The organism is Kitasatospora sp. A2-31 (assembly GCF_022288725.1).
In the GTDB taxonomy this organism is placed as follows: domain Bacteria; phylum Actinomycetota; class Actinomycetes; order Streptomycetales; family Streptomycetaceae; genus Kitasatospora.
In genome coordinates this window covers 144,641-156,908 of sequence record NZ_JAKNTA010000006.1, presented here as the reverse complement: position 1 = coordinate 156,908, position 12,268 = coordinate 144,641, and the positions used below count along the sequence as shown (strand labels likewise).

13 protein-coding genes are annotated in these 12,268 nt (G+C 73.0%); 7 read left to right on the top strand and 6 right to left on the bottom strand.

Features of this window, described 5'->3' with window-relative positions:
• Nucleotides 1-59: 59 nt before the first annotated feature.
• The 3 genes from MCM47_RS18690 to mycP all read left to right on the top strand — a co-directional run bounded on the left by MCM47_RS18690 (nucleotide 60) and on the right by mycP (nucleotide 3,362).
• A complete protein-coding gene (locus MCM47_RS18690) occupies nucleotides 60-506 on the top strand; it encodes a hypothetical protein (protein WP_238862790.1) in 447 nt (148 codons plus the stop codon).
• A gap of 43 nt (nucleotides 507-549) precedes the next feature.
• Nucleotides 550-1,992: a WXG100 family type VII secretion target gene (locus MCM47_RS18685; protein WP_238862789.1), complete on the top strand. Its 1,443-nt coding sequence runs from the start codon at nucleotides 550-552 to the stop codon at nucleotides 1,990-1,992.
• 98 nt (nucleotides 1,993-2,090) lie between these two features.
• Nucleotides 2,091-3,362, top strand: coding sequence for a type VII secretion-associated serine protease mycosin (gene mycP / locus MCM47_RS18680; protein WP_255752541.1), 1,272 nt, complete (start codon nucleotides 2,091-2,093; stop codon nucleotides 3,360-3,362).
• Here the strand turns inward: mycP and MCM47_RS18675 are convergent.
• A complete protein-coding gene (locus MCM47_RS18675; RefSeq protein WP_238862787.1) occupies nucleotides 3,356-3,928 on the bottom strand; it encodes a GNAT family N-acetyltransferase in 573 nt (190 codons plus the stop codon). The genes mycP and MCM47_RS18675 overlap by 7 nt on opposite strands.
• A gap of 174 nt (nucleotides 3,929-4,102) precedes the next feature.
• Nucleotides 4,103-4,762: an NAD(P)-dependent oxidoreductase gene (locus MCM47_RS18670; RefSeq protein ID WP_238862786.1), complete on the bottom strand. Its 660-nt coding sequence runs from the start codon at nucleotides 4,760-4,762 to the stop codon at nucleotides 4,103-4,105.
• Between the two features lie 129 nt (nucleotides 4,763-4,891).
• Here MCM47_RS18670 and MCM47_RS18665 point away from each other — a divergent pair, with 129 nt between their 5' ends.
• Nucleotides 4,892-5,407: a helix-turn-helix domain-containing protein gene (locus MCM47_RS18665; protein ID WP_308222362.1), complete on the top strand. Its 516-nt coding sequence runs from the start codon at nucleotides 4,892-4,894 to the stop codon at nucleotides 5,405-5,407.
• Between the two features lie 87 nt (nucleotides 5,408-5,494).
• Nucleotides 5,495-6,082, top strand: a complete 588-nt coding sequence (locus tag MCM47_RS18660) for a DinB family protein (RefSeq protein ID WP_238862785.1) — start codon at nucleotides 5,495-5,497, stop codon at nucleotides 6,080-6,082.
• An 88-nt stretch (nucleotides 6,083-6,170) separates the two neighbouring features.
• Here MCM47_RS18660 and MCM47_RS18655 read toward each other — a convergent pair whose 3' ends face one another.
• Together MCM47_RS18655 and MCM47_RS18650 are read right to left on the bottom strand one after the other, a co-directional pair.
• Complete coding sequence (locus MCM47_RS18655; RefSeq protein ID WP_238862784.1) at nucleotides 6,171-6,752, bottom strand: hypothetical protein; 582 nt, start codon at nucleotides 6,750-6,752, stop codon at nucleotides 6,171-6,173.
• A 724-nt stretch (nucleotides 6,753-7,476) separates the two neighbouring features.
• Nucleotides 7,477-8,037, bottom strand: coding sequence for a hypothetical protein (locus tag MCM47_RS18650; protein WP_238862783.1), 561 nt, complete (start codon nucleotides 8,035-8,037; stop codon nucleotides 7,477-7,479).
• 266 nt (nucleotides 8,038-8,303) lie between these two features.
• Here MCM47_RS18650 and MCM47_RS18645 point away from each other — a divergent pair, with 266 nt between their 5' ends.
• Complete coding sequence (locus MCM47_RS18645) at nucleotides 8,304-9,371, top strand: hypothetical protein (protein WP_238862782.1); 1,068 nt, start codon at nucleotides 8,304-8,306, stop codon at nucleotides 9,369-9,371.
• Between the two features lie 323 nt (nucleotides 9,372-9,694).
• On the opposite strand, the gene MCM47_RS18640 is transcribed toward MCM47_RS18645, so the two are convergent.
• Both MCM47_RS18640 and MCM47_RS18635 read right to left on the bottom strand, forming a co-directional pair.
• Entirely contained in the window at nucleotides 9,695-10,285 is a 591-nt protein-coding gene (locus tag MCM47_RS18640; RefSeq protein ID WP_238862781.1) for an isochorismatase family protein, read from the bottom strand.
• 196 nt (nucleotides 10,286-10,481) lie between these two features.
• The gene (locus MCM47_RS18635) at nucleotides 10,482-11,798 is read right to left on the bottom strand and encodes a nicotinate phosphoribosyltransferase (RefSeq protein WP_238862780.1); all 1,317 of its coding nucleotides are present in this window, start codon (nucleotides 11,796-11,798) and stop codon (nucleotides 10,482-10,484) included.
• 154 nt (nucleotides 11,799-11,952) lie between these two features.
• On the opposite strand from MCM47_RS18635, the gene clpS reads away from it, so the two are divergent.
• Entirely contained in the window at nucleotides 11,953-12,246 is a 294-nt protein-coding gene (gene clpS / locus MCM47_RS18630; protein ID WP_238862779.1) for an ATP-dependent Clp protease adapter ClpS, read from the top strand.
• The last annotated feature ends 22 nt before the right edge of the window (nucleotides 12,247-12,268 follow it).

Sequence of the window (12,268 nt, the reverse complement as noted above, 5' to 3'; positions counted from 1 at the left end):
CTCTCCGGCAGCAGTACGGGACAGTGGGCTACGGACGGACGCACGGGGGAGGCGCCGACATGGCGACGGGAACCGGATCGACCGGCGGGGGCGGCAACGGCTACCGCGTCGAGGTCGAACAGCTGAGGGCCTTCGCGGCCCAGGTGCGGCTGCTGCTGGCCGAGTTCCAGCGCCACGCCGACGGCACCACGACCCACGGCCAGAGCGCCGTCGGCAAGAGCGCCTTCGGCACCTTCGCCGAGGCCACCGAGCTGCACAACCGCTACCAGGCCATGCGGGACGGCCTGCGCGACGTGCTCAACCAGCTCCAGGAAGCCGTCGACGACGCCCAGAAGAGGGCCGAACTCACCGCCACCAACTACGAGGAGCAGGAGCACCGCACCTCGGGCAAGCTCAAGCTCGGCGACGACGGCTGGTCGGTCGCGACCCCGTCGGCCACCAGCACGGCCGCCTACGCCCGGACCGTGGCCCCGGCCCGGCACCACGGCGGGAAGTCCGAGCGGTGAGCACCGAACGCCCGAACCCCGGAGAGAACGGAGGCGGTCGCCGATGAACGCGATGGACTACACCAAGTTCAACAACTACAGCCACGCCGAACTCCGGAAGATGGCCCAGGCCCTCAACCCCGGCGAGGTGATGGCCGCCAGCGACCCCTGGCGCCGCGCCTCCGACACCCTCAAGGCGATCCGGGCCACCCTCACCCGCACCAGCACCGAGACGGCGCTCACCTGGGAGGGCGCCACCAGCGACGCCTTCCACAGCCGCATGCTCCACCTCGCCAACACCATCAACAACGCGGCCTCCTACGCCAACGACGCGGCGAACACCCTCAAGTCCCTCTCCGAGGCCATCGCCAAGGCCAAGCGCGACATGCCCGAAGAGCCCAGCGGCTGGGACCAGTTCACCGACGGCGTCGGCGACACCGTCTCCGCTCTCTTCGGCGGCGACGACGAGGACACCAGGACGGCGATCGCGCAGCAGAAGAAGGTCGAAGCCGCAGCCGTCATGCAGACCCTCGCCATGCACTACCGCGTAGCCGCCCCCATCCTGAAGCCCCCACCACCCCCACCCCCACCGCCGCCGCTGAACAAGCAGCGGGGAGACGGCTACCAGGAGGTCTCCTCGGGCGACGACCCGTCTGCGGCCGCGGCGAGTGCCGTGATGGCTGGTGCCAGCTATTCAGGCGTTGTAGCAACGCCTCCAGCCAGGAGCGTTCCCGCCCCTCGTCCCCAGAAAGCCGCCGGACAACCTGCCACCAACCAAAAGGCAGCGGTACCGGCAGCCCCGGTGGATTCGGGGATCAAGGGAGGCTCTGCACAGGTGCCGCGAAGGTTGCCGTCGGCAGCGAACTTCGGTCCAGGGACAGGAATCGACGCTGCGACCGTCTCGAATCCGCCGAACACCACCACCACGCCTTCTGTGGCCGCTGGCACTGGCCCCAACCATGGGATGCCGAGCGGTCACACGAGCGGGCCCAACAGCGGTGGCTATCCGGCCGTGTCCCGGGCGAAGGTCGCCGAGCCGAATTCGGGTGCGGTGAATTCCGGAAGGTCCGTCGGGCAGGGTGGCGATCCGTTGAATCGCGCGAATGGTCCTGCTCAGGCTGCAGCTCGTGGGACCAAAGCATTTGGTGCCGGCGAGGTCATGGAAGGAGGCTTCGGCGCCGGTGGTCGGGCCGCCGGAGGTTCGCGTCCCACTGGTGGCCGCCAGTCCGGGTGGTCAGCGGGCGCAGTCGGAGAGGGCAGCCGGTCCGGGGGAGCGCCTGCCAAGCAGGCCTTCACTGAGGGGGGCTCAGGAATCGGAGCTCGAGGCAGGGGCAGAGGCGAATCCAGCGTCGGTGCTACAAGCCCCGTGGGACCAGGTATGCCGGTGGGCGATGCCCAGCGACGGAGGCAGGACAAGGAGAAGGGCAGTAAGCGCCCAGACTACCTCGTCGAGGATGAGGAGACGTGGGCGCCGGATAAGCCCGTGAACCCGAATGTGGTGGAATGAAGTCTGTCCTTGGACAGGCCAATGAACGCTCGTCCCGCAGGCCGGTTGCCTGCGGGACGCTTCGCTGAGTGAGGTGACAAGGCTTGACGAGCAGCCGAATGGGGCGCGGAGCGGCCGTGATCGCTGCGGGGGCCTTGGTGTGGGGTGTGGCTTCCTCGCCGGCGGCAGCTGATCAGATCAGAAGTTCGCAATGGCCACTGAGGACATTCAGCGCCGAATCGAAAGTCTGGCCGGTCAGCCAGGGAGAAGGCGTTGTCGTGGCTGTTCTCGACAGCGGTGTCAACCAGGATCACCAGGATCTCCTTGGCCAAGTGCTGGCCGGTGCTGACCTGACCGGGGGGAAGTCGGATGGACGTCTGGACACAGACGGCCACGGTACGGCGATGGCGAGTCTGATCGCTGGGACCGGGCACGGCTCACAAGCGGGGATCGTCGGTCTCGCACCCAAGGCGAAGATTCTCCCCATCAAGATCAGAAGCACTGAAGGGCTTCCAGAGGCTCAACAGTCAGACCTAGCGCAAGCGATCAGATTCGCAGCGGATCACGGCGCGAAGGTCATCAATATGTCCCTCGGGGGCTACTCGGGGAGCGATCCCCAGACGCGCGAAGCGATCAAGTATGCAATTTCCAAGGAAATTGTACTTGTGGCGTCCGCGGGAAACAGTGGAGACAAGGCCGCTCCAGTTGAGTACCCCGCGGCGTATCCCGGGGTCGTGGCCGTTGCCGCAGTCGACGAGCGGGGACAGGTTTGGGAGAAGTCCACATTTGGGCCTGAGACCACGATCTCCGCGCCGGGCGTAGGGATCTACCACGCCTCGGCGAAGTCGACCTCCGGCTACACCGTAGGCAACGGCACGTCTGATGCTGCTGCGTATACATCCGCTGTGATTGCGTTGGTGCGCTCGAAGTACCCCAATCTGTCCGCCGGGCAGGTCATCAATCGGATGATCAAGAGCGCTTCTCCGCCGGCGGATGGCTCGGCGGTGCCCAATGCGCACTACGGCTACGGGGTTGTCGACCCTGCCAAGGCCCTGGAGCCCAATCCTGGTGTGGATGGTGGGCCCAAGGAGAATCCGCTGCTCGGGCGGGGGGAGTCGCAGGGGGCGCCGGCGTCCGGGGATCCCACCGATGACGCGTCCGCGGTGCCGCCGGTGGATGTGCCGGTGGCCGGGGCCGAGGGCAATCCGGGGATCACTTACACGCTGCTCGGGGCCGGGGGCCTCGGGGTGCTGGTGGTCGCCGGGGTGGTCGTGGGGCTGCTGGTGCGGTCGCGGCGGCGGGCGGCTGCCGCCGCCGCGTACCCGCCGCCACCCGCGTACCCCTACCCGGGGGCGCAGCCCCCGCCGCAGCAGGCGCCGCCGTATCAGTGAGGCGTGACGTGCGCGGCGAGCCATTCGTCGCGCAGGGCGGCCATGTGGAGGACGTCGTGGAAGCGGCCGTCCCACCGGTGGGCCTGGCGGGCGCGGCCTTCGAGGGTGAAGCCGGCCTTCTCGTAGACGTGGGCGGCGCGCGGGTTGTAGTCGTAGACCTCCAGCGAGACGCGGTGGAGGCGGACCACCTCGAAGGCGTGCCGGAGGAGGAGACGGGTCGCGGCGGTGCCGATGCCGCGGCCGGTGCTGTCGGGGGTCAGGGCGATCCGGAAGCCCGCGGAGGCGTTGTCGCGGTCGAGGTCGTTCAGGGCGAGTTCCCCGAGGAAGCGGCCGGTGGCCGGGTCCTCGATCGCGAGGTCGAGCCGGTCCGGCTGGTCGGGCCGGGTGGCGCACCACTTCTGGATCTCCTCGCGGGTGAAGGCCCGGCGGTTGCCGGTGAGCCGGTTGGTCTCCTCGTCGTGGACCGCCTGCCACACGGCCTCGCCGTGGCGGGCGCTCAGCGGGACGAGCGTGACCAACGGGCCGTGCAGGGTGGGTTTCTCGACGAGCGCGGCGTCGTTGATCACAGTGGTGTCCCTCGGGCTTCCCGGTCGGTGGCGGGCGGGCGCGCGGCCCGCGCCGCGGATGATCCTTCGGGTCAGCATCGCCCGCGCCCCCGGCCCCCGACCACGGATTTTCGGTGCCCGCGCCCGCGCGCCCACCACCCGTCCGCCACCCCGCGCTCCGCGCCCCCGTCCCCGCTACTCGGCGACGGCGATCTGCTCCCGGTGGCGGGTCGGCGCGGTGAGCTGGTCGACCACCGCCAGGGCGAGATCGGCCTGGGCGATGCGGTCGCCGAGCACCTGGGGGCCGCCCGTCCGGTAGCGGCCGGTGCCGGGGGCGGTCCGGTCGAGGTCGAGGGGCGGGGTGACCACCACCCAGTCGAGAGCGCCGCCGGCCTCACGGAGCAGGTCGAGCGCGCGGGCGTGGCCGCGGGAGAAGGCGCGGTACGCCTCGGGGAACGCGGGGTCGTCGTGGACGGCGACGCCGGGCGCGGTCTCCAGCGTGGTGGCGACGCCCACGTGGACCAGTCGGCGGACCCCGGCCGCGTCGAGGCCGGCCACCAGGGCGGCGGTGGCGGCGGAGTAGAACTGCGTGGACGGGACGTCGGGCGTGTAGACGGTGCTGACGGCAGCCGCGTGGCCGCGGGCGGTGGCGGCGACGGCGGCTCCGTCGGTGACGTCGCAGCGTACGACCGCGACGCCCGCGCCGCCGAGGTCCCGGTGGCGCTCGGGGTCGCGGACCGCGGCGGTGACCGCCAGCCCGCGCCGCCTCGCCTCGGCGACCACGGCACGGCCGACCTGGCCGCCCGCGCCGAAGACGACCACGTCCCGCTCGACCTGATTGCCGGTGCTGCCCATCGGTCCTCCGTCCGCTCGTCGGGGGCGCTTTCGCCCCGCCGTTGCCGTGACGGTAGACCGGGGGGTGCCGGTTACTTCAACGGTACCGGCGGGGGCCTGGGCGGACGGTGCGTCGGCTACCGTCGGGGCATGACGAAGACCGCGCTCGTCTCCCTGCCACCCGGAGCCCCGACGGCCGGGCCCCCCACGACCGGGCCCCCCACGACCGGGCCCCCGACAGCCGGGCCCCCGACGGCCGGGCCTTCGGCGACCGGGCCCTCGGAGGCGGCCGCACCGCTGCCCGCGGACTTCTTCGACCCGGCCTGCCCGGTCGTGACACTGCCGGTGCTGGGCGGCAAGAAGTGGACCTGGAAGCTGATGCGCTGCCTGGAGGGCGGCTCGCGCCGGTTCTCCGAGCTCAGGGTGCCGCTGGTCGGCATCACGGCGAAGGTGCTCGCCGAGTCGCTACGGGCGATGGAGCAGGACGGCGTGGTGAGCCGGACCGAGTTCGACGAGAACCCGCCGCGGGTGGAGTACGCGCTGACACCGCTCGGCCGGTCGCTGCTCGGGCCGATGGACGCGGTGTGCGAGTGGAGCCGGGCCAACCTGGCCACGCTGTTGGAGGCCCGCGAGGCGTACGAGCGGGAGGAGCGGGGCGGCGCCTAGGGTGCGGTGGCCCACTGGCAGGATTTCGGCGCCCGCTGGCGCTGTCGCCGCTGGTGGGAGGGGGATCGGCCCGGCCATCCTGGACGCATGACCACGTCTGAGCGGCAGTCCGCCGCCCCGCCCGCCGCCACCGCCCCTGCCGAGGGCATCGTCCCCGACACCAAGGACTGGACCTGGGTCCTGGAGCGTCCCTGCCCGGACTGCGGCCTGGACTCCGGTGCCGTGGCGCGCACGGCCGTCCCCGGGCTGATCCGGGCCAACGCCGAGGCCTGGGCGGCCGTACTGGCCGGGGACGAGGCGGAGCTGCGCCGCCGGCCCGCCCCGGACACCTGGTCGGACCTGGAGTACGCCTGCCACGTGCGGGACGTCTTCCGCCTGTTCCGGTTCCGGCTGGACCTCATGCTCGACCAGGACGGCCCGGACTTCCCCAACTGGGACCAGGACGCGACGGCCGTCGCCGAGCGGTACGGGGAGCAGGAGCCGAAGACGGTCGCGGCCGATCTGACCGAGGCCGCGCAGGTCCTCGCGGACGCGTTCGAGCGGGTCGAGGGCGCGCAGTGGCTGCGCACCGGCAACCGCAGCGACGGCGCGCGGTTCACGGTCGAGTCGTTCTCCCGCTACCTGGTCCACGACCCGGGCCACCACCTCTACGACGTGACGGGCGAGCGCGCCTGACCCCCCGCGCGCCCGCGCCCCGTGCCCGCCCGCCACGCGCCCCCGCAACCGCCCCCGCCCGCCACGCGTCCCCGCCACCTGCCTCCGGTCACCAGCCGGAGGCCTCGCGCAGCATGGTGCGGCGGAGCCGGCCGGCCACGCTGGCCGTGTCGGTGCCGATGACGTCGGCGATCTCCGGGGCGGCGAGGCCGACCACGTAGTGCAGGATGGCGAGGTCGTCGTCGGGCGGCCGATCGGCCCGGTCCACGGTGCTCAGGTACGCACCCCGCCCCGAGCCGGTCCCGCCGTCCGCGGACCGGCCGTCGGCGTTCCTGCCGTCCGCCGCCGGCCCGTCCGTGGTCAGGCCGTCCGCGGCCGGGCCGCCGGAACCGGTGGAGCCGGCGCCCACCGGCCCGCCGGTGCTGTGAGCGGCGACGGTTTCGCGCAGGATCTGCCAGGCGTGCGCCGTCGGATTCGAACTTCCCAGCAACTCTCGCCAGTGGACTGCTATTTCGGCAAAGGCCTGCTGGACCGCGTCGGCAGCCTCGGCCCGCTCGGGCAGCCAGACCCGGGCATAGCTGAGGTAACGCGGCCGGTGCAGCTCGCAGAACGCCGCGAACTCCAGCGGTACGGCCGGCGTTTCGTCGAGCCCCGGGGGAGGCTCGGCGCCACTGTCGTGACGATTGGTCATCTCGGCTTCTCGGCAAGTGAGATGGGAATCTGACGGTCGATCATCTGTGCTCACTCTACGGTAGGCGCTCGGTGCGCTGGGTGACCAATCGGATTGAATGCCCAGAAGGTGCCATCGCGCGGCCGGTTCCGGTGGTGAGCGGGTGCGGGGACGGCGGGTCGACGGGTCGGCGCGGGGCGCACGGGGTGGAGCGAGGGGAGCGGGACGGCCGGCGGCGGAGTGGCGGCGCCGGTGGCCGGGGTGGCGTGCGGAGCTGCCGGGAGCCTTGGTACGCGGGCGTCGTGGCCGGTCGGCGAGGGGTGACGGGCGGGGGTGGGCGAGGAGTGGGCGCAGGTTTGTCGAGGGGCCACCGTAGGCGGTTCACCGGGTCGCGTCCACACCCGCGGCGTGAAGCCGCACCCGCGCTCCCGGTCGCGCGCGCGGCGGTGGAGGCGGGTGCGGAAGTGGGCGTGCGGGCGTGGGGCGCGCTCCCGTGAGAGGTGGCGCGCCGGGCGGGTGGCGCAGTCCGGGAGGGGCGCGGCGCGGGCCGGGCGCGAGGGCCGTGGCGCGAGCCGATGCCGGGGGCGGCGGGTGTCCGCGGGGTGTCCGCGGTCGTTGGCCGGTCGGCCCCGTGAGCGGCGGACGGCCGTCCGGTGCCGCCGCCGCGGAAGGATCGCGGCGGGGGTCGGTGACGGGGGCGGCGGCGGGGGCGACGAAGGGAGTGCGCCTGCGGAGTGACGGTCGATCAGTGTGGTTGGCGGGCCTCCGCGGGGGAGATCCGGTCGTCCGCCACGGCGCACCGTTCGAGCTGGGTGGGGAACGCCTCGACGGCCCGCCGTCGGGCCAGTTCGGCCTTGGCGGCGGCCGCCGCTGCCGCCGCCGCCGCGGTCGCCGCGGTGGCCGGCGCCTCGGCCGCCTCCGCCGTCGACGCGGCGTGCTTCCCGCCCTCGCTCGCGGCTTCGGCGGTGCTGCGCCGACCGCGGCCGGCCGCTCGGGCGGCGTGCTCCTCGGCCGCCTCTCTGGCGGCCAGGTAGGCCTGGACGGCGGCCATCCCGTACACCGGCTGGATCAGCTGATGGCCTTTGAAGAAGGGTCTGGCCGGGGCGAATCCGGCGGCGACCACCAGGTCGCGGATCTCGGCTATCTCCGCCTCGCTGCGGGCGGTGAAGCGGACCTCCCAGCCCTTCTTGTACGTATGGCCCTCTGCGCCGCTGCGGCGGGCCGGGTCCGGCCGGCGGACGTATCCGGGCAGACGGCCGAGGCGGAGCTGGGCCGCGCGGAGGCCGGCGGTCTCGTCACGTGACATGAACTAAGGGTAGGCAATCCAGGGAGCGGGAGTGACGCCCGGAGGGCGTTTTCCGTATGCCCTTGGTCACTCACGGTCAGACGACCTGGTCGTGGGAACGGTGGAGAGCGGGACAGGAGTAAAGAGGACAACCATATAAGCGCCAATACTCCGAATGGGTGAGGGTATGGGGACTTTAGTGCGGGGTGGTCCCGGTTTCGCGACGGTTGGGTAACAGTGCGTCAGGTGGCCGGTGAGCGGCCGGAGCTGTTGGGGATGGTGTCCGCATGAGCTACCGGATTCCCTCGCCGCCCCCGTCCCTGGAGGAGCTGGCGAAGCGTCAGCAGAACGTCGTCACCGCCAGCCAGCTGCGCGCCCGTGGCGTGCCGGCCAGGGTCATCACCGAGCACTGCCGCCGGGGCGGTCCCTGGCAGCGCCTGCTGCCCCGGGTCTACCTGTTGCAGTCCGGCGAGCCCACGCCGGAGCAGCGGATGTGGGCCGCCCTGCTCTATGCGGCACAGAACGGCCGCGAGGAGGGGCGCCGGGAGGGCGCGGTGATCACCGGTACCGCCGCGCTCGCGCTGTACGGCTTCGCGGCGGTGCCCCGGCTGCCCGCCGTCACCGGGGTGGACGTCCTGGTGCCCCGTCAGCGCCGGCTGAAGGATGCCGGCGAGGTCCGGATCCGGCGCACCGAGAGGGAGTTGGTGGCCCGCTCGGTGCACGGCCTGGCCTGCGCGCCGGTCGCCCGGGCAGTGGCCGACGCGCTGGCCGAGTGGACGGCCGACGGGGCCGCCGACGAGGCCGCGGAGGGGGCCGGCGACGGAGCCGCCCCCGCGTTCGGCGCGGGTGTCGCGCTGCCGATCCGCGAGGTGCTGCGGGAGGCCGTGAGCCGCCCCGAGATCCGCTGCACGGTGCGGGAGTTGGCCGCGGAGCTGACCGAGTCCGGCCTGGTCGGCGACGCCCGGGTGCGGGCCGCGCTGGACGAGCTGCTGGCCTCCGAGCGGGAGGCGGTGCTGGAGCGGCTCGGCACGCTGGTGGACGAGTGGCTGCTGCCCGTTCCCCTGGCCGGGCCCGAGCTGCGGATGCGCGGCGGCACCTACATCGCGGTGCCGGACCTCTACTGGCCGCAGGAGGGCGTCGCGGTGGAGGTGGACTCGGACCTGCGGTGCGTCAGCGAGGGGGAGGCGGCCTGGGTGCGCGGTGGCCAGCACCGGATGGAGTACCTGGGGATCCGGGTGGTCTACCTCTCCGGTGCCCGGCTGGCCGTGGAGCCCGACGCCGTCGGCGCCGAGCTGCGGGAGGCCTTCCGGGAGGGCGGCACCGACGTGGTGGAGCTGCTGGTCACCGAGGGCTGAGCTTGCGGGGACCGGGTGTTCACCCCCGCTGCCGGGCGGCCGTCCCCGCGGTCGGGCCACCCGACCCGCTTGACCTGACCGACCTGCCCGACCCGCTCGACCTGCCCGCCCGCCCGACCTTGCCGCCCGCCCGACCTGCCCACCGACCTGCGAGAACTGTCCGTCCCCCGAGCGACCGGCTCGCCCGACCCACGGCATCCGGCGGCCGGGTGACCGATCGACCAGCCGACCAGGCGGCCCCCATGACGGCGCGGCCCCACCACGGTGGCCCCCACCACGGTGGCCCCCATGACGGCGCGGCCCCACCCCCGGCGGCCCGTGGGTCAGCCCTGCACCACCGGCTCACCGACCAGCTCGACCCCGGCCGCCCGCAGCTCCGCCAGCGCGGCCGCCGTGGTCTCCGGTGCCACCCCGGCCGTGAGGTCCAGCAGGACGCGGGTGGTGAAGCCGGCCCGGGCCGCGTCCAGGGCAGTGGCCTTGACGCAGTGGTCGGTGGCCAGCCCGACCACGTCCACCTCGGTGACCTGACGCTCGCGCAGCCACTCGATCGGCCCGCGGTTGTTCTCGTCCACGCCCTCGAAACCGCTGTACGCCGCCGAGTAGGCGCCCTTGTCGAAGACCGCCTCGATCGCGCCGGAGGTCACGGACGGGGCGAAGTTGGGGTGGAAGCCCACCCCTTCGGTGCCCGCCACGCAGTGCACCGGCCAGCTGGTGACGTAGTCCGGGTCGTCGGAGAAGTGGTCGCCCGGGTCGATGTGGTTGTCCCGGGTGGCGAGGACGTGGTGGTAGCCGGGGCTGGACTCGGCGATCAGGTCGGTGATCGCGGCGGCGACCTCCGCCCCGCCGGCGACGGCCAGGCTGCCGCCCTCGCAGAAGTCGTTCTGCACGTCGACGACGATCAGTGCCCGGTGCATGGCTCGCATCCTCGGTAGTGGGGGACGGTTGCGCTTGTTCTGTGCGCTTCCGGTGGGAACTCTACGGTCGACTGTAGGCAGTGGCACCCGGGGGCGGAAGGCCCGGGAGGGCCCGGCCGTGCACGGACCTCCGCCCGTCGACCGCCGCCCGCCCGCGGCCCCGGCCGCCCGCCCCCGCCGCCGGGGCCGCCGACTGTCAGACGATCAGCTCGGTCGACAGCACCGGGTCGCCCTTGGAGAGTTGGGTGGCCGACAGGGGCAGGGCCGCCCGCGCCCGGACGTGCCGCTCGCGCGCCGCGCTCAGCGGCTCCCGGCCGACCACCTCGCCGGCCAGCACCAGCGGCACCTGGAGCAGGTGCGGCTCCAGCTCGGCCGGGACCGGCCCGGTGCCGACCACCTCGGCCTCGGCCACCCTGTCCGCGTCGGGGCGGCGGGCCGCCCACTTGCGCCCGCCGATGCTGGTCTTGCCGCTCGCCGCCCGCTTGGCGACGGGCACCAGCGGACCGTCCTCCGTTCCGGCCCGCGCGACCAGCTTGTAGACCATCGCGCAGGTCGGGTGCCCGCTGCCGGTGACCAGGCTGGTGCCGACGCCGTAGCCGTCGACGGGGGCGGCCGCCAGCGCGGCGATCGCGTACTCGTCCAGGTCCGAGGTGACGATGATCTTCGTCTGGTGGGCGCCGAGCTCGTCCAGCTGGCGGCGGACCCGGTGGGCGAGCAGCGTGAGGTCGCCCGAGTCGATCCGGACCGCGCCCAGTTCGGGGCCGGCCACCTCGACGGCGGTGCGCACGGCCTCGCGCAGGTCGTAGGTGTCGACCAGCAGCGTGGTGCCCTTGCCCATCGAGGCGATCTGCGCCCGGAAGGCGTCCTGCTCGCTGTCGTGCACCAGGGTGAAGGCGTGCGCCGCGGTGCCGGTGGTCGGGATGCCGTGGGTGAACCCGGCCTGCAGGTCCGAGGTGGCGGAGAAGCCCGCCACGTAGGCGGCACGGGCGGCCGAGACGGCGGCCTGCTCGTGCGCGCGCCGGGCCCCCATCTCGATCACCGGCCGCCCGCCGGCGGCGGACGTCATCCGGGAGGCGGCGGCCGCGATCGCCGAGTCGAAGTTGAGGATCGACAGGATCACCGTCTCCAGGATCACCGCCTCGGCGAAGGTGCCCGAGACCGTGAGCAGCGGCGAGCCGGGGAAGTAGACCTCACCCTCCGGGTAGCCGTGGATGTCCCCGGTGAACCGGTAGTCGGCCAGGTAGCGCAGCGTGTCGTCGTCGACCACGCCCTGGCCGGCCAGCCAGTCGAGCTGCGCCGCGGTGAAGCGGAAGTTCTCGACGGCGTCCAGCACCCGGCCGGTCCCGGCCACCACGCCGTACCGGCGGCCGCTCGGGAGGCGGCGGGTGAACACCTCGAAGACGGAGCGGCGGTGCGCCGCTCCGCTGCGCAGGGCGGCCTGCAGCATGGTGAGCTCGTAGCGGTCGGTGAGCAGCGCGGTCGAACCGGCCGCGGGTACGGAAGTGGCGTCCATGGAGATGATGCTACTACCACTTAGCGTCAGAGTGACGATTTCTCGTTCCGGGCCGCTGTGAGGCCCGGGGGTGGAATCGCCCGGAGGTCCCCCGGATGGCAGCATGGGGGCTGAAGGGGTATGTGCGAGAAGAGCGGCTGAGAGGAACCCGGCGGTGAGTGTCGCGCCCGTGGAGATCGAGCGCCCGGAGGTCGAAGGCCTGCCGGTGGCGGAGCCGGACACGCCCTGGGTGACCATCGTGCACAACGACCCGGTCAACCTGATGAGCTACGTCCAGTACGTCTTCCAGGCCTACTTCGGCTACCCGAAGGACAAGGCCCGGAAGCTGATGATGGAGGTGCACCACAAGGGCCGGGCGGTGGTCTCCAGCGGTTCGCGCGAGGAGATGGAGCGCGACGTGCAGGCGATGCACGGCTACGGGCTCTGGGCCACGCTGCAGCACGACTGACGCGCCCGGCGCGTCGGTGCGA